Origin of the sequence: Actinotalea sp. JY-7876 (genome assembly GCF_014042015.1) — a bacterium.
GTDB lineage: Bacteria > Actinomycetota > Actinomycetes > Actinomycetales > Cellulomonadaceae > Actinotalea.
In genome coordinates, this window is the sequence record NZ_CP059493.1 from 192,766 (window position 1) to 211,954 (window position 19,189).

The window sequence follows — 19,189 nt, forward strand, 5'->3', positions numbered from 1 at the left end:
CCGCCCGGCCAGGTTAGGCCACCCTCACGCCAGTCCGATCGGAGTCCCATGACCTCGCAGCGTCACCCGCGAGCCCGCCGCGCCGGCCTCGCCCTCACCCTCGTGTCCGCCTTCGCCCTGACGGCGTGCGCGGGCGACGCCCAGGACGTCGAGCCCGCCGCCGACGCCGCCGTGACGGCGCAGGAGGCGCCGAGCGAGGTCACCGTGACGCACGCGCAGGGCGAGACCACCGTCCCGGTGAACCCGGAGACCGTGCTGACCTTCGACCTCGCGACGCTCGACACGCTCAGCGAGCTCGGCGTCGAGGTCGACGGCCTGCCGAAGTCCAACCTTCCCGGCCACCTCGCCGAGTTCGACACCGACGACGTGCTCGACATCGGCACGCTCTTCGAGCCCGACTACGAGGCGGTCAACGCGGCCGAGCCGGACCTCATCATCGTCGCCGGCCGCTCCGCGGAGGCCCTGCCCGAGCTCGAGAAGATCGCGCCGACGATCGACCTGTCCAACGACTGGGCGGACTTCCGCGGCAGCGTCGAGGCCAACGCCGAGATCCTCGGCCAGGTCTTCGACAAGGAGGACGAGGTCGCGGAGCTGGTCGCCGACCTCGACGCCGACATCGAGGCGGCCCGGGAGGTCACGGCGGAGGCCGGCACCGGCCTCATCGTCATGACGGCGGGCGGCGAGGTCACGGCCTACGGCCCCGGCTCGCGCTTCGGCTTCCTGCACGACGAGCTCGGCATGACCCCCGCGATCGAGGACGTCGAGGCGGCGACGCACGGCGAGGCCGTGAGCTTCGAGTTCCTCGCCGAGGCGAACCCCGACTGGCTGGTCGTCATCGACCGCGACGCCGCCGTGGGCGAGTCCGGTGCCGCGGCCGAGCAGGTGCTCGACAACGAGCTCGTCGCCGGCACGACGGCGTGGTCGCAGGACCAGGTCGTCTACGTCGACTCGGTCGACTGGTACATCGTCAACGGCGGTCTCGGCACGCTCTCGCGCATGGTCGACGAGATCTCCACCGCGCTCGCCGGCTGACATGACTCTCGCGCCGGCCCGACCGACGGCGACCCCGGTGACGGCCCGGCCGGTGCGTCCGGCGGCCACCCCTGCCCGGGGCGGCCGCCGGACGCTGTTCGCCGCGGTCGCCACGGCGGTGGCCGTGCTGTCGGTCGTCAGCCTCTTCGTGGGCGTCACGGACGTCACGCCCGCCGGCGTCCTCGCCGCCCTGACCGGGGCCGACGACGGTGCGGCCGGGCTCAGCGACGCCGGCGTGCTCCTGGTCTCGCGCCTGCCGCGCACCCTCGCGGTGCTGCTCGCGGGCTCCGCGATGGCCGTCGCGGGGATGCTCATGCAGGTCCTCGTGCGGAACCGCTTCGTGGAGCCGTCGACGGCGGGCACGGTGGAGTCCGCCGTGCTCGGCATCCTGGTGGTGACGATCATGGCGCCCGGGGCCCCGCTCATGGGCAAGATGGGCGTGGCCGCGGTGTTCGCGCTCGCGGGCACGGCGCTGTTCCTGCGGATCCTGCGCGCCGTGCCGCTGCGGTCGGTGCTCGTGGTCCCGCTCATCGGGCTCATGCTCGGCGGTGTCATCAGCGCCGCGACGACCTTCGTGGCGTACCGGCTGGACCTGCTGCAGTCGCTCGGCGCGTGGACCACCGGCGACTTCTCGGGCGTCCTGCGCGGCCGGTACGAGCTGCTGTGGCTCACGTTCGTCCTCACCATCGTGGCGTACCTGGCCGCGGACCGGTTCACGGTCGCCGGCATGGGCCGCGAGGTCGCCACGACCCTGGGGCTCGGCTACCGCGGGGTGCTCAACCTCGGCCTGGTGATCGTCTCCCTGGTCAGCGCGGTCGTCGTCGTCACCGTCGGCGTCGTGCCGTTCCTCGGCCTGGTCGTGCCCAACGTCGTCTCGCGCCTGCTGGGCGACGACGTCCGGCGCACGGCGCCCTGGGTGGCGCTGCTCGGCGCCGGGCTCGTGCTGGTGTGCGACCTGATCGGTCGCGTCGTGCGCTACCCGTACGAGGTGCCGGTCGGCGTCGTCGTCGGGGTCGTGGGCAGCGTGCTCTTCCTGTACCTCCTGCTGCGGAGGGACGCGCGTGTCGCCTGACCTCACGTCGCCCGGCACCGCCGCGCCGGCGCCGGCCACGGCCCCGCCCGCGCGGACGACGTCGTCGGCGGCCGACCGCCGCGCGCGCCGCGTGCTGGCCGCGCTCGGCGCCGTCGCGCTGGTCGCGGTCGCCGCCTTCCTCACGCTCGAGGCGCGCGGCGCGTGGGACTTCGTGCTCCCGTTCCGCGGCGTCAAGGTGCTCGCGCTGCTCCTGGTCGCGTACGCGGTGGCCGTCTCCACCGTCCTGTTCCAGACCGTGACGGAGAACCGCATCCTGACGCCGTCGGTCATGGGCTTCGACGCGCTCTACGTCGCGCTCCAGACGGGACTGGTGTTCGCGATCGGCGCCTCGCGGCTGACGGCACTGGACCAGCACCTGCGCTTCGTGGTCGAGGTCGTGCTCATGGTGGGGTGCGCCGGGCTGCTGTTCCGCTGGCTGTTCAGCGGGACGCGCCGGAGCATGCACCTGCTGCTCCTCGCCGGGATCGTCATCGGCGTCCTGCTGCGCAGCGTCTCGTCCTTCCTGCAGCGGCTCATCGACCCCAACGAGTTCGCCGTGCTGCAGGACCTCATGTTCGCGAGCTTCAACGCCGTGGACACCGAGCTGCTCGGGGTCTCCGCGCTGCTCGTCGCCGCGGCGTCGTGGGTCGCGTGGCGCGAGCGGCACGCCTACGACGTGCTCCTGCTCGGGCGGCCGGCGGCGACGGTGCTGGGCGTGGACCACCACCGCGCGGTGCGTCGCGTGCTCGTCGTCGTCGCGGTGCTGGTCTCGGTGTCCACGGCCCTCGTCGGACCCGTGACGTTCTTCGGCCTGCTCGTGGCCCATCTCGCCTACCACCTCGTGGGGAGCCACCGGCACCGCCACGTCCTGCCCGCCGCCGCGCTCGTCGCGGCGATCACCCTGGTCGGCGGCCAGGCGGTGCTCGAGCACGTGCTCGGGCTGGACACCGCACTGAGCGTCGTCGTCGAGCTGCTCGGAGGTCTCGTGCTCATCGGTCTGCTGCTGCGGGACGGACGCCGGTGATCCGGGTCGTCGGCGCGGTCAAGGCGTACGGCGCGACGCGCGTGGTCGACGGGGTCGACCTCGAGCTGACCCCCGGCGGCGTCACGTCGATCATCGGGCCCAACGGGGCGGGCAAGTCCACGCTCCTGTGCTGCGTCGCGCGCCTGCTCGACCTCGACGGGGGGTCCGTGACGGTGGACGGCCTCGACGTCCACGGCACGCGGGGTGACGTCCTCGCGCGGCGCCTGTCGATGCTCCGCCAGGACAACCACATGACGGCGCGCCTGACCGTGCGCGACCTCGTCGCGTTCGGCCGCTACCCGTGGAGCAAGGGGCGCCCGACGCCGGAGGACGACGTCCTGGTCGACGAGGCGCTCGCGTTCCTCGAGCTCGAGCCCTTCGCGGACAGGTACCTCGACGAGCTGTCCGGCGGGCAGCGGCAACGGGCGTTCGTCGCGATGGTGCTGTGCCAGGGCACGGACTACGTGCTGCTCGACGAGCCGCTCAACAACCTCGACCTGCGACACGCGGTCGCGATGATGCGCCTGCTGCGGCGCGCGGCGGACGAGCTCGGGCGCACGGTCGTCGTCGTGCTGCACGACGTCAACGTCGCCGCCGCCTACAGCGACCAGGTGGTCGCGATGCGCGACGGCGTCGTGGTGCACCAGGGACGTCCGGCCGACCTCATGCAGCCGGACGTGCTGCGCGCGATCTACGACCTGGACCTCGCGGTCCACCACCTCGACGGCCGTCCGGTCGCGGTCCCGGCGCTCTGACCGGGTCCGGAGTCCCGACGGTCGGGCGTCAGCCCTGGGCCTCGGGGGACTTGTGGTCGAAGTTCGCGACCCCGCGACGCCAGTAGCCCGTCATCGACAGGCACTTGCGGTCGACGCCGCGCTCGGTGAGGTCCCGGCGGATCGCCCGGATCGCGCCCGCCTCCGCGCCCGCCCACGCCCAGCCCGGCCCGCCGGCGGGCAGCGGCGCGGCGGCCACGGCGTCGGCGAGGAGCGTCGTCGTGCCCGGCTCGGCATCGCCGCGGTGCAGCCACGTGACCTGCGTGCGCGGGCCGGTGGGCAGGCGCACCTCGTCCTGCGGGCCGCCGACCTCGATGAAGGCCTGCACGGGCGCGCGCCCGCCGAGGCGCTCGAGCCAGTTGGTCAGCGCGGGCAGGCCGGTCTCGTCGGCGACGAGGAGGTACCACGCGCGGTCGTCCGGCCCGACCTTGGACGTCTTGGGCCCGAAGACGCCGAGCTCCTGGCCGACGCCGGCCTGGGCGACCCAGCGTCCGGCCGGGCCGTGCGAGTGCACCGCCATGTCGAGCACCAGCTCGTCCGACGACGGCACGTAGGTGCGGACCGTGTACTCGCGCACCGTGTGCCGCGGGTCCTGGCGACCGCTCCAGTCGGAGAGGTCCGGCAGCACGAGCTCGGCGCCCGGCTCCGGGGGGAAGAAGACCTTGGCGTGGTCGCTCGGGCCGTGGCACGCGAAGCCGGCCAGGTCGCGGCCGCCGAGCGCGACCCGTCGCACCGAGGGTGAGAGGTCCTCCACCCGGTGGACGACCAGGCGCCGCAGCCGGAGGTCGAGGGGGATCTTGCGGACCGGCGACCCTGTCGCCTGGTGTGCGCTCACACCCCCGAGGCTATGGCACCCGGCGGGGTGGCCCGGACGCGGTGCGGGCGGGAGGGGCCGCCGCCGCAGGGTGGCGGCGCCCCTCCCGCGCGTCTCGGCGCGCTCGGGTCAGCGGCTCTGCAGCGCGTCCAGCGCGACGGCCATGGCCGCGGCGACACGGCCGTCGAGGCGCGCCCCCGGGACGGTCACCGTGTAGAAGTCGCGCAGGCCCCAGCGGCGCTCGGACGCCATGACGAGGTTGCCGGCCGGGTCCTTGAAGTCGTAGTGCACGGCGAGCGGGATCCAGTCCTGCACGCGACGCAGGATCGCCACGGCCAGGTTGCGCTCGGAGCCGACCGCGGTGACGCCCGCGCCCTCGAGGTGGTACGTCGAGCTGAGCAGCGACTTCGCGAAGTCCTTGCGGAACATGCCGATCGGCGTGCCGTTCGCGTCCTTGACGTCGTACGTCGCGCCGAGGTCCATCCGCTGCCGGGCCTTGAACGAGAAGACGGGCACGGTGCGCTGCTCGTCCGCGTAGAAGGTGACCTCCTCCTTGAAGGCCATCCGCTTCTGCTGGGCCATCGCGAGGATCGGGCCCTCCTCGCCGTTCGGGCCGAGGGCGCGGATCTCGTAGCGGTTGACCATCATCGTGTACCGCTGCTTGACGGCGAACCGGTCGAGGCCGACCAGGGTCTGGGTGCTCACGGGAGTCCTTCCGGGGGTGGGTGGAGGTCGGGCGCCAGGGTGACACACCTCACCCGTGCGCGGCAGGGCCGACCGGGCGCCGCGCCGATCTCACCGAGTGAGGCCGTTGCGGCGCGCCCACTCCTCGGAGTCCTCGACGGGCACCGCGTCGACCGGTGCCGCGGGGAGCGTCACGGGCGGCGCCCACCTGTCACCCGACGGCGCGGGCGGCGGCGGCGGGGGGACGGGCCCCGGCGCGCCGACGTCGGCTCCGTGGCCGGGACCGAGCGGCGGCATGTCGCCGCCCGCGGGGGCGAGGGGCGCGACCGCGGGCACGCGCCGGTACTGGTCGCCGTCGGGGCCGAGGACCGCGAGCGCCCACAGGGAGCCGCACCGGAAGCACCGCACGTGCTCGGGCTGCACGCCGAGCGGGATCAGCGGGATCCAGAAGATGTGGAACCAGCGCCGGCCCCGCCGGACCTGACCCTCGACGGCGCCCTGGCAGTGCGGGCAGAAGAAGCCCAGCGTCGCCAGCACCTTGTGGAGCACGTACGTCCCGAAGATGAGCATGCGTCCCCCTGGTCCTGGTGGCCCGCGCCGTGCGGACGCGCCGAGGCTAGCGGCTCAGGGCCGCGCCTCCCAGGGGTCCACAGGCTCGGGTGCTCACACGGGCACGGCGAGCCGCTCGACCAGGTGCGCCGGGACGACGTCGTCGTGGTCGTGGACCGCCGTGAACGTCCCGCGGCCGCCCGTCAGGGAGCGCAGGTCCAGCACGTACCGCGTGAGCTCGGCCTCGGGGACCATCGCCTGGATCTCCTGCCGGCCGTCGGGCAGGGAGGTCGTGCCGACGATGCGGCCGCGGCGCGCGGACAGGTCGCCGAGCACGTCGCCCTGGAGCGCCCCGGGCACCACGACGCGCACGAGGGCGATCGGCTCGAGCACGACGGTCCCGGCCGTCGCGAGCGCCGCACGCAGGCCGTGCGCCGCGGCGGTGCGGAACGCCATGTCGGACGAGTCGACCGAGTGGTGCTTGCCGTCGACGAGCTCCACGCGCAGGTCGACCACCGGGTAGCCGTGCGGGCCGCCCGCCGCCATCGCGTCGACCACGCCGCGCTCCACCGCCGGGATGTACTGGCGCGGCACGGCGCCGCCCACCACGGAGTCGACGAAGACGCAGCCGGCACCGCGCTCCGCCGGGCTCACGCGCAGCTGCACGACGGCGAACTGGCCGTGGCCGCCGGACTGCTTCTTGAGCCGCCCCTCGGCTGCCGTCGGGCTCGCGATCGTCTCGCGGTACGCGATCTGGACCGGCTCGGTCGTGACGGAGACGCCGAACTTGCGCGCGAGCCGTTCCAGGGCCACGGCGAGGTGGGTGTCGCCCGTCCCGCGCAGCACGGTCTGGGAGCCCACGCGGTCGACGACGAGCGTCGGGTCCTCGCCCGCGAGGCGCTGCAGCGAGGACGAGAGGCGGTCGTCGTCGGCCTGCGTCACGGGCCGCAGCGCGAGCGCGAACGGCGTGGGGCGCGGCGGCGGGGCGACGACCCGGGCGGGCGTGCCGCGCGGGGACAGCGTCGAGCCGCTCGGCGTGCCCGTGAGCTTGGCGACCGCGCCGACGTCCCCCGCCACGACGACGTCGGTGGGCACGTGCTCCTTGCCCCGCAGGTAGAACATCTGGTGGAGGCGCTCCTCGGTGCCCGTGACGCCGTTGACCAGCCGGTCCTCGGCGCGGACGGTGCCCGTGAGCACCTTGAAGAGCGAGACCTGGCCGACGAACGGGTCCGCCACCGTGCGGAAGACGTGCAGGAGCGGGTCCGCGCCCGGGTCCGCGACGACCTCGACCCGCGTCCCCTCCTGACCGTCGCGGCCGACGACGACGGTCACCGGCCGGTCCGCGGGCGACGGTGCCAGCTCGCACAGGTAGTCGGCGAGGCGGTCGACGCCGACGCCGGTCGTCGCCGAGCCCATGAGCACCGGGAACTCCTGGCAGTCCCGCACCTCGTGCAGCAGCGCCCGCCCCAGCTCGGCCGCCGTGGGCACCTCGCCCGACAGGTAGCGCTCGAGCTGCTCGTCGTCGCCCGAGACGATCTCCTCGGTGACCTCGTCGTGCAGGCGGTGCTCCTCGTCGGCCACGTCGTCGGGCATCGGGCCGGTGCTGTGGCTGCCGTCGGCGGCGTACTCCAGGCCCTCGTCGGAGAGCACGTCCGCGACGCCGTGGAAGCGGTCCTCCTCGCCGAGCGGCAGCTCGAGCGGGACGACGCCCGCGCCGAAGGTCGCCCGCAGCTGGGCGAGGACACGGCGGAAGTCGGCGCGCGGCTTGTCCTCCTTGGTGACGAAGAGGAGGCGGGGGATGCCCGCCTCCTCGCACTGCTGCCACACGAGCTCCGTGCCGACCTCGACCCCGTCGACGGCGCTCACGACCACGACCGCGAGGTCCGCGACCGTCAGGGCCGCGTCGACGCCACCGGCGAAGTCGGCGTAGCCCGGACAGTCGAGAAGGTTGATCTTGTAGGTCTCGCCGTCGGTCGCGGTCCACGTGAAGGGTGCGACCGCGAGGGACAGCGACATGTGCCGCTTGATCTCCTCCGGCTCCGTGTCGCACACGGTGGTGCCGTCCTCGACCCGGCCGGGGCGCGCGACCGCCCGTGCCCGGTGCAGCAGCGCCTCGGCGAGCGTCGTCTTGCCGGCGCCGCTGTGGCCGACCAGGGCCACGGTGCGGATCCTCGGCGTCGATGCCTGGTCCATGCGGTTCTCCCTCGTCGGAGCGGCCCTTGTCAGCAGGCTAGTCACGGGCTCCGGGGCAGGGAACAGGACCTCCGTCCGGGCTCAGTCCGCCCGGACGTCGAGCCCGAGCGCCTCGGCGACGACGAGCGCCTGGCGCAGGTCGATCACCGCCCCCTGGAGCGTGACGGTCAGGGGGTCGAGCGAGGACAGGTCGCTGCCGCGCAGGTCGGCACCGGTGAGGTCGGCGCGCTCGAGCAGCGCCCCCGACAGGTCGAGGTCACGCAGCGTCGCGCCCGCGCAGCGCGCGCCGGTGAGGTCCGCCTCGCGCAGACGGGTGCCGCGGAACGTCGCTGAGGCGAGGTCGGCGCGGGCCAGGGACACGAAGCCCCAGTTGCCGCCGTCGACGCGCACGAGGTCGAACGAGCACCCGTCGAACCGGGAGCCGAGCAGCTTGCAGCGCGTGAGGGCGGCGTCGAAGAACGACGAGTGCGCGAACGTGCAGTTGGTGAACGCCGTGTCCGTGTGGGTGGAGGCGTTGAACCGGACGTTGCGGAAGACGCACTCGTCGAACACCGCGCCCGTCGAGGTGATCTCCGACAGGTCGCAGTCGACGAAGCGCACGCCGTGGAACTCCTCCCGGTCGACCTCCCGGCCCTGCCAGTCCTCGTTCGTGCGGGTCGTCGTCGTCCCGGGTGCCGCGGCACCGTCCCTGCGCTCGGCCATCGTCCGACCCTAGGGCGAGGTCCAGCGATTCGGCCCTGGTGCGCCTCCGCGACGCGCCCTAGGATGACTGACGGTCGTGGGAGCGCTCCCGCGCCGGTCACCGAGGACGAGAGGCACCATCGAATGCGCTACGGGCACTTCGACGACGAGTCCCGCGAGTACGTCATCACGACGCCGCACACGCCCTACCCGTGGATCAACTACCTCGGGTCCCAGGAGTTCTTCTCCCTGATCTCGCACCAGGGCGCGGGCTACTCGTTCTACCGGGACGCCAAGATGCGGCGCCTGACGCGCTACCGCTACAACACGACGCCGTCGGAGGCGGGCGGGCGCTGGTTCTACGTCAACGACGGCGGGGACGTCTGGACGCCGTCGTGGCTGCCGGTCAAGGCGGACCTCGACCACTTCGAGACGCGCCACGGCCTCGGCTACACGAGCATCAGCGGCGAGCGCAACGGCATCCGCGTCGACACGCTCCACTTCGTCCCGGTCGACGAGACCGCCGAGGTGCAGCGCGTCACGGTCACCAACACGTCCGACGTCGTCAAGACGATCACGCTGTTCTCGTACGTCGAGTTCTGCCTCTGGAACGCGCAGGACGACCAGACCAACTACCAGCGCAACCTCTCCATCGGCGAGGTCGAGGTCGAGCCGGAGTCGCCCCACGGCAGCGCGATCTACCACCGCACGGAGTACCGCGAGCGCCGCGACCACTACGCCGTCTACGGCGTGAACGCGCGCGCCGCCGGCTTCGACACGGACCGCGACACGTTCGTCGGCGACTGGAACGGCCTCGGCGAGGCCGCCGTGCCGCGCGCGGGCGCGTCGGCGGGCTCGGTCGCGAGCGGCTGGTACCCGATCGGCTCGCACAGCCTCGCGCTCGAGCTCGCGCCGGGGGAGTCCCGGACCCACACGTTCGTGCTCGGCTACGTCGAGAACCCGCAGGACGAGAAGTGGGCCGACGACGCCCACCAGGTCGTCAACAAGGAGCGCGCGCACGCGCTGCTCGGCCGCTTCGCCACGACGGAGCAGACGGACGCCGCGTTCGAGCGCCTGCGCCAGTACTGGACGGACCTGCTCTCGACCTACTCGGTGCGCTCGTCGGACGAGAAGCTGGACCGGATGGTCAACATCTGGAACCAGTACCAGTGCATGGTCACGTTCAACATGTCCCGCTCGGCGTCGTTCTTCGAGACGGGCATCGGGCGCGGGATGGGCTTCCGCGACTCGAACCAGGACCTCCTGGGCTTCGTGCACCTCATCCCGGAGCGGGCGCGCGAGCGGATCATCGACATCGCCTCGACCCAGTTCGCCGACGGCTCGGCCTACCACCAGTACCAGCCGCTCACGAAGCGCGGGAACAACGACATCGGCTCCGGCTTCAACGACGACCCGCTGTGGCTGATCGCCGGCGTCGCCGCCTACGTCAAGGAGACGGGCGACGTCTCGATCCTCGACGAGCCGGTGCCCTTCGACAACGAGCCCGGCTCGGAGGTGCCGCTGTTCGAGCACCTGACGCGGTCCTTCCGGTTCACCGTCGAGCACCGAGGTCCGCACGGGCTGCCGCTCATCGGCCGCGCCGACTGGAACGACTGCCTCAACCTCAACTGCTTCTCCGACGTGCCGGGCGAGTCGTTCCAGACGACCGAGAACCAGGCGGGCGGGGTGGCCGAGTCCGTCTTCATCGCCGCGCAGTTCGTCCTCTACGGGGCCGAGTACGCGGAGCTCGCCGAGCGTCGGGGCCGGCCCGACGTCGCCGCCGAGGCGCGCGACGCCGTGGCCGAGATGCGCGAGGCCGTGCTGGCGCACGGCTGGGACGGGCGCTGGTTCCTGCGCGCGTACGACTTCTACGGCAACAAGATCGGCAGCGACGAGCACGACGAGGGCAAGATCTGGATCGAGCCGCAGGGCTTCGCCGTCATGGCGGGCATCGGCGTCGGCGAGGGGCCGCACGACGCGGCGGCGCCGGCCGTCCAGGCGCTCGACGCGGTGAACGAGATGCTGGCCACGGAGCACGGCATGGTGCTGCAGTACCCCGCCTACACGACCTACCGGATCGAGATGGGCGAGGTCTCCACCTACCCGCCGGGGTACAAGGAGAACGGCGGCATCTTCTGCCACAACAACCCGTGGGTGATCATCGGCGAGACGGTGCTCGGTCGCGGCGCGCGCGCGTTCGACTACTACAAGCGCATCACGCCCGCGTACCGCGAGGACATCAGCGACGTCCACAAGCTCGAGCCGTACGTCTACGCCCAGATGATCGCGGGCAAGGAGGCCGTGCGGCACGGCGAGGCCAAGAACTCCTGGCTCACCGGCACCGCCGCATGGAACTTCGTCACCGCCAGCCAGTACCTGCTGGGCGTGCGGCCCGGCTGGGACGGGCTGGTCGTCGACCCCCAGATCGGCCCCGACGTGCCGGAGTTCACCGTCACGCGCGTCGCCCGCGGCGCGACCTACGAGATCACGGTGACGAACTCGGGCACCGAGGGAGCGCGCGCCGCGCTCGAGGTGGACGGCGTCGCGATCGAGGGCAACGAGGTCCCGTACGCCCCGGCCGGCGCGACGGTGAAGGTCACGGCGCGGCTGTAGCCGGCGTCGCGGAGGGCCGGTGCCGCACGCGCGGCACCGGCGCTCCGCCGCGTCAAGGCCGCGGTCCGGCGAGCCGATAGCAGGGCGTGACGACGGCGGAGGCGGCATGAGCGTGGTCGGGTGGGCCCAGGGACGGTGGCAGCGCCGCGCCCTCACCGGATCGAGCGCCCAGGCGAGCGCGCCCGTGCCGTTCCGGGTCGAGCGCGTCGCGACGATCGCGGCACCGGCCGCGGACGCGCTCCGGGTGCTGGTGGACCCCGCGAGCACCCCGGCCATCGAGGGGCCTGACACCTTCACGGTGCTGGTGCCCGGCCGGCCGGTCGGCGCCGTCGGCGAGCGCCGCTGCTTCGTGCGGCCGGTGGGGGCGGGCGCCGCGCTGTCGGGCTCCCTGCAGGAGGTCGTGGAGGTCGATCCCGGTCGCCGGTGGGCGTCCGTGGACCTCTCGGGCTCGATGCGGCTGCGCCGCTCGGTCACCGCCGAGCCGGTGAGCCCGGACACGTGCCTCCTGCGGGTGGCCATCGAGGGCGTCGGCCCGGACGGCGTCGCGCGCCACCTGGAGGGCGCGCTCGGGCCGCTGCTCGACCACGACCTGACGGCCGCGGCGCACCTGGTCGCGGGGTGGCCGCCGCCTCCGCCGCCCGAGCCGAACGCCATGCTGCGTCGCATCCGCGCGCAGGACGAGCAGGCGCTGTGGCGCCTCGTGCGCGCGCCGCGCGAGACCGTCCGCGCGCACGACGTCGTCCGGACCTCCGCCGCGCCGGTCCGCGCCTGGCTGGCGGTCGCCGACGCCCGCAACGACTGCTGGGACGACCCGGACCCGGACGCCGTCTCGTTCACCGTCCCCGGTACGCCGCCCGGACAGGTCGGCGAGCTGCGATGCCGCGTCCACCACGGCTCCACGGGGATCGACGGGCACATCGCCGAGGTCATGGCCGTCGACCCGGGTGAGGCGATCGTGGTCCGCGAGCGCGGCCTGGTCGCGGCGGTGCGGACGACGTGGGTGGCGCCCGACGGCGCCGGGACGCGGATCACGCGGGAGGTCGTCGTCGACAGCCCGACCCCCGAGGCCACCCGCCTGCGCCTGGCCGAGGATCTGCGCCGGTGGCGCGAGGCGCTGGTGCGCCACCTCGGCGCCTGAGCGGGCCGAGGGCCGCGCCGCCGCCGGGCGGACGCGGCCCTCGCAGTGCGCGCTCAGCCGTCGTGCGGCAGGCGCAGGGTGGACCCGGCGAGGTCGACGTCGGTCGGCCCGCCCCCGATGACGTTCCAGAGCTCGAGGCGGACGGTGCCGCCGTCGAGGTCGCCCGCCGTCCCGCTCGACGACGCGAGGCCCTGGGCGTGCCCGTACGTCTCCCAGCCGACGACCGGGTCGGTGGCGAAGTACCGGTACGTCTCGACGCGGTCCCAGGTCCCGTCGCCGGTGAGGTCGTACGAGACCCGCGCGCGGATCCCGTTGCCGACGGCGGTGCGTGCGTCGAGCCGGAGCGAGAACTCGGTCGCGCGGCCCGTCAGGTCGGCCTCCAGGTCCCGCGCCTCGAGCACCAGGCCCCGTGCCGGGTCGCCGACGGCGTCCGGGCCCGTGTTGCGCTCCAGGGTGGCGATGCCGGTGCCGGCCGAGGTCGAGAGCCCGTCGGCGCGCAGGTGGAGCGTCAGCGGACCCGACGTCGGCGGGTCCGTGGGCTCCTCGGTCGGTTCGTCCGTCGGCTCGTCGGTCGGGTCGGGCGTCGGCTCCTCCGTGGGCTCGTCCGTGGGGTCGGGGTCCGGCTCCTCACCGGGCCCGCCCGGCCCGCCCTGGCCGGAGCCGCCGCTCCACGTGTGGGCGCCCGTCGTCGCCGTCCGGCCGGCCGGGACGCGCAGCGTCGTGCCGTCCGAGAAGCGGACCGTGAGGTCGGCCGCGGTGACGTTGCTCGCGACGTACGTGCGGGCGCCGTCATCCGTGAAGACCGCCGCCAGCGGGTGGTCGGCGCGGACCTCGGGATCGAGGGTGCCCAGCGCCGCGAGGTTCGCCACCCAGTGATAGGTGTGCGCCCGCGACTCGCCCTCCTCGACCGGGTAGTCCGGCTGGGCGAGCAGCTTCGCGAGGGCCGCGTCGGCGTCGCCCAGCGCCAGGTAGGACCACAGGATGTCCTGCCAGACCGTGGGCTCGCCGCCGTTGGCGGTGACGAGCTCCGCGTAGTTCGCGACGACGTCGTCCGGGCGCAGGCCCAGGTAGAGGTGCCCGCCGGTGATCGGCAGCGTGTTGATGCCCTGGATCATCTCCGCCTCGGGACTGAACCACGTCGAGTAGGTGCCGCCGTCGCCCCAGACCATCCCGAGCGTCGAGTGGCCGAACCCGTCCGGGATGGCCCCCGCGCCGTCGAACCAGTAGGCCTGGATGGCCGCCGCCTGCGTCGCGTACAGGTAGGCGCCGGTGTCGCGCACGGCCGTGTCGCCGGTGGCCTCGCCCCACAGCACCAGCCCCGCGGCGAAGTTCATGCCCTCCGAGCTCGACTCCTGGTTGTTGCCGGCCAGGAACGCGCCGTGGCCGGACGCCCAGTCGTGCCCCGCGTAGATGTCGAAGTCGCGCAGGTACGGGAAGAGCGGGTCGTCCCGGTCGGAGCCGTTGGCGTCCCGGATGAGCAGGTCGACCATGTCGCCGTAGCCCTGCGCCCACGCCGGGTCGAAGCGGGCGAGCGTCGCCGCGGCGGTGATGAAGTAGCCGTAGTGGAAGTGGTGGTCGTTGAGCTCCTTGTCCGAGCCGTACGACGCGGGGAAGCCGACGAGCGTGCCCCAGCCCTCGTTGTACGCGAAGAGCTGCTCGGTCTCTCCGGGGTCGGCCGTGAGCCAGTCCGTCAGCGTCGTGCGGATCTGCGCGAGCGCCGCGTCGCGCACGTCCGTGCGGCCGACCTGGTCGGCGATCTCCGCGATGCGTGCCGCGCGTCCCAGGGCCTTGCCGGTCCAGTAGGTGTCGCTCCCGGGCGGGCCCATCGGGTCCGCGGCGACCTCGTCGAGCAGCGCGTCCAGGCGGGCGCCGGCCTCGCCCGCGCCCGTGGCCACGGCGGGCACCTCGGTGAGGATCCCGGTGAACGGCGTCTCGGTCGTGAACTGCGTGGCCCCGGCGATCGTGGTCATGGTGCCGCGCGGTGACGCGTAGGCGGCGTCGAGGACCTCGCCGTCGGTGTCCGCGAGGTGGTCCGCCTGGTGCGCGTACAGCGACACGACGGTGCCGCCGCTCGTCTCGAGCGTGTAGGTCGTGCGGACGACGCCGGCCGCCTCGTCGTAGTCGTAGTCGGCGCGGGTGCCCGTCACCTCGCTCGACGACGCCGCGTACCGGGTCGCCAGGGCGCGGCGGTCGTCGTCGTCGGCGCCCGCCGGGGTGGGCAGCACCGCCACGGCGAGCCGGCCCTCGCCGGCGAGCGCGGAGCGCAGCGTCGTGCCCGAGGTGGTCCACGAGGCGCCGTCGGGGGCGACGGCGACGTAGTCGGAGCCGCCCGAGGTGAAGCCCACCGTCCCGCCGTCGTCGTGCCAGACCCGCAGGTCCGCCTGCGCGCTCAGCACCGCGTCGCCGCCCGTGAGCTCGTACCAGCTGAACGGGAGGCCGTGGCCGATGGTCGCGCGCAGCGTGCGGGTGCCGTCGGACCACGACGGCGTCACGGTCCAGTCGCTCCAGTCCGCGACCTCGACGACGGGGGCATCGAGCCCTGCGACGCCGACGAGCACGTCCTGCGCGTAGGGGTGGTGGAACTCACCGATGCCACCGGGCGTGCCCGACAGGACGGGCTCGGGCGTGTAGCCGAGGCCGAGGCCCTGCGTGGTCGGCTGGTAGGAGAGCGGGTGCGCGTGCAGCGGCTCGCTCGTGGTGCAGCTCCAGCGCTTGAAGACCAGGGACGACCACCAGTCGTTCGTCGGGATCGCGCCCGCGGGCGCGTCGTCCGTGAGGAACGCGCGCGGGTCCGAGGCGAGCGGCTCGCAGCCCTCGGGCGCCGGGCCGACGACGTCGGTTGTGTAGCTGCCCTCGCCGACGGGTCGCGTCTCGGCGGTCGCCGTCGCGGAGCCGGCGAGGACCGAGACCGCCAGAGCGGCGGCCGCGACGAGGCCGACGGACCGCCGGTGCCGTCGCCGGGCGGCCGCCGGCCCGGCGGTGGCGGCCGGCAGCGGGGCGCGGCGCGCCAGGTCGTGGTGCGGGTCGTGGTCGTGGTGCACGGTGCTCACCTCGGCGGTGGCGGATCGGGCGCAGGCCTCGACCCCACCGGATGCTCGCCGCCGCGTCGTTGCGGCGGTGGGAGCGGCCCGTACGCCCGCCGTTGGACGACTGTGACCGGTCCCAGTTCCGACGGTAAGCACGGTCCGTGGAAGGCGCCACCCGAGATGAGACCGGTCCCAGAACCGTGGTTCCTCGTGGTGACGTGGCGCACCCTTGACCGGTGCGGCGCACGCGGCCACGGTCGGGCCATGAACATCGTGAGGATGGTCGGGTCCGAGGAGGAGGGGGGCGACGGCGACGGCGGCCGGCCGTCGTTCTCCCCGCCCGACCACGAGGTTCCCGGCATCGCGCCGGGCGGCGGCGTCCTGACGCGCAGCGCGGACGCGGCACTCGTGCTCTGCGGTGTGCGCGTCTACACCACCGGGCTGGTGCTCGACGTCGGCGCCCGGCTCCGGGTCGAGCCCGACCCGACCCGCGACGTCTTCCGGGACGTGCACCACGAGGTGCTGATCGGTGTCGAGCTCGCCGACGGCCGCACGACCACGACGCTCGAGGCGGAGCACCACTGGCAGCGGCCGCCGGACGTCCTGACCTTGCGGCCGCTTGGGGGCCGCGGAGGTGGCCGGGCCTACGACCTCACGTCGTGGCTGTCGCCCGCGCCGCCGCCCGGCGACGTCGTCGTCGTGGCCGCCTGGCCGGCGCTCGGGCTGGGGGAGGGGCGCCTCGTCGTGCCCGGGGACGCGCTCGCCGCCGCCCGGTCCGACGTCGTGACGCTGTGGCAGCCGGCTCCCGCGCGCGTCCGGACCCCTGAGGAGGCGCCACGGCCGCAGGTCGAGCCGGGCGGCTGGTTCGAGCGCGCGCTCGCGCGGCCGCGGGAGGACGGCGCGGCGGCGTCGCCCAGAGGCGGGCCGTGACAGGCGTCTGAGGTGCAGGGCGGTCGCCGCCGGAATGGTCGGCGTGCGATCACGGTGGGGGGCGGGTACAAGGAGATGTCCCTGTTCCCCATCACCCCCTCTCCCGATCGGCAGGCACTGCAATGACGCAGAGCACCTCGCTGTCCGTCGTGGGCCGGGTCGCCGCGGCGGGTCTTCTCGTCGTCGGCCTCGCGCTCACCACCACTCCGGCGGCCGCGGGGGGAGGTGGCGGTGGCGGGCACGGCGGTGGCGGGCACGGCGGTGGCGGGCACGGCGGTGGCGGGCACGGCGGTGGCGGGCCGGGGTCGGGCGCCGACGCGACCGGGACCGAGTACACCAACCCGGTCAGCGCGCCGTTCGCGGACACCTTCGCCGACCCCGCCGTGATCCGCGGCCTGGACGGCTGGTGGTACGCGTACGGCACGACCGACCCGCTGCGCGAGGGCGAGGGAACCCGGCACCTCCTGCCGATCTCGCGGTCCACCGACCTGGTGACCTGGGAGTACGTCGGCGACGCGTTCACCGAGGCGACGCTGCCGGCCTGGGCCGACGCCTCGCGCGGGGCCGCCCTGTGGGCGCCGGACATCCGCTACGTCGACGGCGAGTACCGCCTCTACTACGTGGTCACGGAGACCACCGTGACCGGGGAGCCCAACGACAACGCGATCGGGGTCGCGACCGCGCCGTCGCCCGCGGGGCCGTGGACGGACTCCGGCGACCCGGTGGTCGACCCGCGAAACAACGGCGGCGAGGGCAACTACCTCTGGACGTTCGACCCGCACCACGTCGTGGGGCCCGACGGCGTCGAGCACCTGTTCTACGGCTCGTACTACGGCGGGATCTGGGTCACCGAGCTCGACGAGACCGGCACCGAGGCGGTGGGAGAGCCCGTCCAGGTGGCCGTCGACAACAAGTACGAGGGGGCCTACGTCGTGCAGCACGACGGGCTCTGGTACCTGTTCGCGTCCTCGGCGAACTGCTGCGCCGGGCCCACCACCGGGTACAGCGTGCATGTGGGCCGCTCCGAGTCGATCACGGGCCCGTACGTGGACCGCGAGGGCGTGCCGCTGCTGCAGTCGCGCGCCGGCGGGACGCCCGTGCTCGCGCCGAACGGGAACACGTGGGTCGGGACCGGGCACAACGCCCTGGTCACGGACCTCGCGGGTCAGGACTGGATCGTCTATCACGCGATCGACCGCACCGACCCGTACCTCGACGGGACCGACGGCATCAACGAGCGGCCCATGCTCATCGACCGGCTGGACTGGGTGGACGGCTGGCCCACCGTGCGCGCCGGTGCGTGGGCGTCCGACGACGTCCAGCCGGGCCCGGTCACGGGCGGACGTGCGGTCACGTCGTTCGACCAGGGGATCCGCGCGCCGTGGCAGGGCAGTGCGTGGCGCGCGGCCGACGACGCGCAGTCCGGCCGGCACGCCGTCGCGCGGCGGGCGGGTGAGCTGATCACCCGGCACGCCCTGCCGGGCGACGTGCGGGTCGAGGCGGACGTGCGCCTCGACGGGGCGGTCGCGGGCGGCGTCGTCACGGGTTTCCGCGAGGGACGCGGCGGCTGGTCGTGGGGATGGCGGGGGACCGACGCCCAGGGCGCCGGGGCGCAGGGTGTGGAGGCGCAGGGCGGCGCCGAGGCGCAGCGCGGTCGCGGGGGCGGCCCCGGAGGCCGCGAGCCCGAGCAGGTGGCGGCCTGGGTCGACGCGGCGAGCGGCGAGCTCGTCGTGGAGGTCCGGCGGCCCGGGCGCGACGCGCGGGCGACGGCGCCCGTCGCGCCGGGCACCGGCCTCGCGACGTGGCACTCGATCGCGCTCGAGGTCTCGGGCGGCGTCGCGACCGCGGAGCTGAGCCAGGCGCGGCTGGGTGACCCGCTCGCCGTCGTCCGGCTCGAGCTGCCGCGGGGCACGCGCACGGCGGGCTCCGCGGGTGCGCTCGCGGGCGGCGCGGGTGTCCACGTCGACAACCTCAGCGCGGTGCCGCTCGCGGCGCCGGTCACGGAGCGGGTGCCGTTGCCCGCGACGGGCCCGGTCGTCGACGCGGCGGAGTTCGACGACGGCCTCGGGGAGGGCTGGACCGCGCTCCGCGACCCGGCCGTCACGGTCGAGGGTGGGGAGCTGGTGTGGCAGGTCGAGCCCACCGACCTCACGGGGCCCGGCGGCACGGCGGGGCTGCTGCTCCGCGAGGTGCCGGACGGGGACTGGACCGCCGAGACGCGGGTGACCGTCGACCTCGGCATCGACGAGGTCCGCAACTACCAGCAGGCCGGCATCATCGCCTACGCCGACGACGACCTGTTCGCCCGCCTGTCGCACGTGGCGATCTGGAACACGCGGCAGACGGAGTTCGGGTACGAGATCCCGTACGAAGGGCGCACGCAGTACGGCGGCACGATCGTCGGGCCGCCGTCGGACACGACGTGGCTGCGCCTGGTGCACCGCACCGACGACGCGGGCGAGCGTGAGGTCCAGGCGCTGACCAGCACCGACGGCGTCACGTGGGTGGCGGGTGGCGTGTGGACGTTCCCGGTCGGGACGGACGTGCGCGTGGGGCTCCTGGCGCACGGCAACCAGGGCGGCGACCCGGCGACGGCGCGCTTCGACTACCTGCGGATCACCGCCGACTGAGCCGCGGCGGCGGGACGGGGACGGCGCGCG

The 19,189-nt window shown here is 74.3% G+C and carries 14 protein-coding genes; 8 read left to right on the forward strand and 6 right to left on the reverse strand.

Translation table 11 applies throughout. The features are described 5' to 3' along the window. Positions 1 to 48 precede the first annotated feature (48 nt). From H2O74_RS00955 to H2O74_RS00970, 4 genes are read left to right on the forward strand one after another with little or no spacing between them, the layout of a single operon-like run. Positions 49 to 1,032, forward strand: a complete 984-nt coding sequence (locus tag H2O74_RS00955) for a siderophore ABC transporter substrate-binding protein (protein ID WP_182112715.1) — start codon at positions 49 to 51, stop codon at positions 1,030 to 1,032. A gap of 1 nt (position 1,033) precedes the next feature. Then, positions 1,034 to 2,104: an ABC transporter permease gene (locus H2O74_RS00960; protein ID WP_182112716.1), complete on the forward strand. Its 1,071-nt coding sequence runs from the start codon at positions 1,034 to 1,036 to the stop codon at positions 2,102 to 2,104. After that, entirely contained in the window at positions 2,094 to 3,128 is a 1,035-nt protein-coding gene (locus H2O74_RS00965) for an iron chelate uptake ABC transporter family permease subunit (protein ID WP_182112717.1), read from the forward strand. Before H2O74_RS00960 ends, H2O74_RS00965 begins: the two co-directional genes overlap by 11 nt. Further along, on the forward strand, positions 3,125 to 3,883 hold the full coding sequence (locus H2O74_RS00970) for an ABC transporter ATP-binding protein (protein WP_182112718.1): 759 nt from the start codon (positions 3,125 to 3,127) through the stop codon (positions 3,881 to 3,883). The genes H2O74_RS00965 and H2O74_RS00970 overlap by 4 nt, the downstream gene beginning before the upstream one ends. Positions 3,884 to 3,911: 28 nt before the next feature. Here the strand turns inward: H2O74_RS00970 and H2O74_RS00975 are convergent, their stop codons facing one another. The 5 genes from H2O74_RS00975 to H2O74_RS00995 form a co-directional block, all read right to left on the reverse strand. Continuing rightward, complete coding sequence (locus tag H2O74_RS00975) at positions 3,912 to 4,736, reverse strand: siderophore-interacting protein (RefSeq protein ID WP_182112719.1); 825 nt, start codon at positions 4,734 to 4,736, stop codon at positions 3,912 to 3,914. 108 nt (positions 4,737 to 4,844) lie between these two features. Then, positions 4,845 to 5,420 (reverse strand): hypothetical protein, encoded by a 576-nt coding sequence (locus H2O74_RS00980; RefSeq protein ID WP_220457994.1) that lies wholly within the window; start codon positions 5,418 to 5,420, stop codon positions 4,845 to 4,847. 90 nt (positions 5,421 to 5,510) lie between these two features. Then, positions 5,511 to 5,969 carry a hypothetical protein gene (locus tag H2O74_RS00985; RefSeq protein ID WP_182112720.1) on the reverse strand — a complete coding sequence of 153 codons (459 nt, stop codon included), beginning with the start codon at positions 5,967 to 5,969 and terminating at the stop codon, positions 5,511 to 5,513. A 93-nt stretch (positions 5,970 to 6,062) separates the two neighbouring features. After that, a complete protein-coding gene (locus H2O74_RS00990; RefSeq protein ID WP_182112721.1) occupies positions 6,063 to 8,141 on the reverse strand; it encodes an elongation factor G in 2,079 nt (692 codons plus the stop codon). Between the two features lie 81 nt (positions 8,142 to 8,222). Continuing rightward, a complete protein-coding gene (locus tag H2O74_RS00995; protein WP_182112722.1) occupies positions 8,223 to 8,843 on the reverse strand; it encodes a pentapeptide repeat-containing protein in 621 nt (206 codons plus the stop codon). A gap of 123 nt (positions 8,844 to 8,966) precedes the next feature. Here H2O74_RS00995 and H2O74_RS01000 point away from each other — a divergent pair, with 123 nt between their 5' ends. Both H2O74_RS01000 and H2O74_RS01005 read left to right on the forward strand, forming a co-directional pair. Next, positions 8,967 to 11,435 carry a GH36-type glycosyl hydrolase domain-containing protein gene (locus H2O74_RS01000; RefSeq protein WP_182112723.1) on the forward strand — a complete coding sequence of 823 codons (2,469 nt, stop codon included), beginning with the start codon at positions 8,967 to 8,969 and terminating at the stop codon, positions 11,433 to 11,435. Between the two features lie 106 nt (positions 11,436 to 11,541). Then, on the forward strand, positions 11,542 to 12,573 hold the full coding sequence (locus H2O74_RS01005; RefSeq protein WP_182112724.1) for a hypothetical protein: 1,032 nt from the start codon (positions 11,542 to 11,544) through the stop codon (positions 12,571 to 12,573). A 53-nt stretch (positions 12,574 to 12,626) separates the two neighbouring features. Here the strand turns inward: H2O74_RS01005 and H2O74_RS01010 are convergent, their stop codons facing one another. Then, a complete protein-coding gene (locus tag H2O74_RS01010) occupies positions 12,627 to 15,614 on the reverse strand; it encodes a glycosyl hydrolase (RefSeq protein ID WP_220457995.1) in 2,988 nt (995 codons plus the stop codon). Positions 15,615 to 15,863: 249 nt separating this feature from the next. Between H2O74_RS01010 and H2O74_RS01015 the strand changes: the two genes are divergently transcribed. Together H2O74_RS01015 and H2O74_RS16800 are read left to right on the forward strand one after the other, a co-directional pair. Then, positions 15,864 to 16,529: a hypothetical protein gene (locus H2O74_RS01015; protein ID WP_182112725.1), complete on the forward strand. Its 666-nt coding sequence runs from the start codon at positions 15,864 to 15,866 to the stop codon at positions 16,527 to 16,529. Positions 16,530 to 16,651: 122 nt separating this feature from the next. Further along, positions 16,652 to 19,159 (forward strand): family 43 glycosylhydrolase, encoded by a 2,508-nt coding sequence (locus H2O74_RS16800; protein ID WP_182112726.1) that lies wholly within the window; start codon positions 16,652 to 16,654, stop codon positions 19,157 to 19,159. Positions 19,160 to 19,189 lie beyond the last annotated feature (30 nt).

Bases quoted from the DNA above. Each gene is read 5' to 3' on its own strand.
- H2O74_RS00955 (WP_182112715.1), top strand. From the start codon at position 49: ATGACCTCGCAGCGTCACCCGCGAGCCCGCCGCGCCGGCCTCGCCCTC.
- H2O74_RS00960 (WP_182112716.1), top strand. From the start codon at position 1,034: ATGACTCTCGCGCCGGCCCGACCGACGGCGACCCCGGTGACGGCCCGG.
- H2O74_RS00985 (WP_182112720.1), bottom strand. From the start codon at position 5,969: ATGCTCATCTTCGGGACGTACGTGCTCCACAAGGTGCTGGCGACGCTG.
- H2O74_RS00990 (WP_182112721.1), bottom strand. From the start codon at position 8,141: ATGGACCAGGCATCGACGCCGAGGATCCGCACCGTGGCCCTGGTCGGC.
- H2O74_RS00995 (WP_182112722.1), bottom strand. From the start codon at position 8,843: ATGGCCGAGCGCAGGGACGGTGCCGCGGCACCCGGGACGACGACGACC.
- H2O74_RS01000 (WP_182112723.1), top strand. From the start codon at position 8,967: ATGCGCTACGGGCACTTCGACGACGAGTCCCGCGAGTACGTCATCACG.
- H2O74_RS01005 (WP_182112724.1), top strand. From the start codon at position 11,542: ATGAGCGTGGTCGGGTGGGCCCAGGGACGGTGGCAGCGCCGCGCCCTC.
- H2O74_RS01015 (WP_182112725.1), top strand. From the start codon at position 15,864: ATGAACATCGTGAGGATGGTCGGGTCCGAGGAGGAGGGGGGCGACGGC.
- H2O74_RS16800 (WP_182112726.1), top strand. From the start codon at position 16,652: ATGACGCAGAGCACCTCGCTGTCCGTCGTGGGCCGGGTCGCCGCGGCG.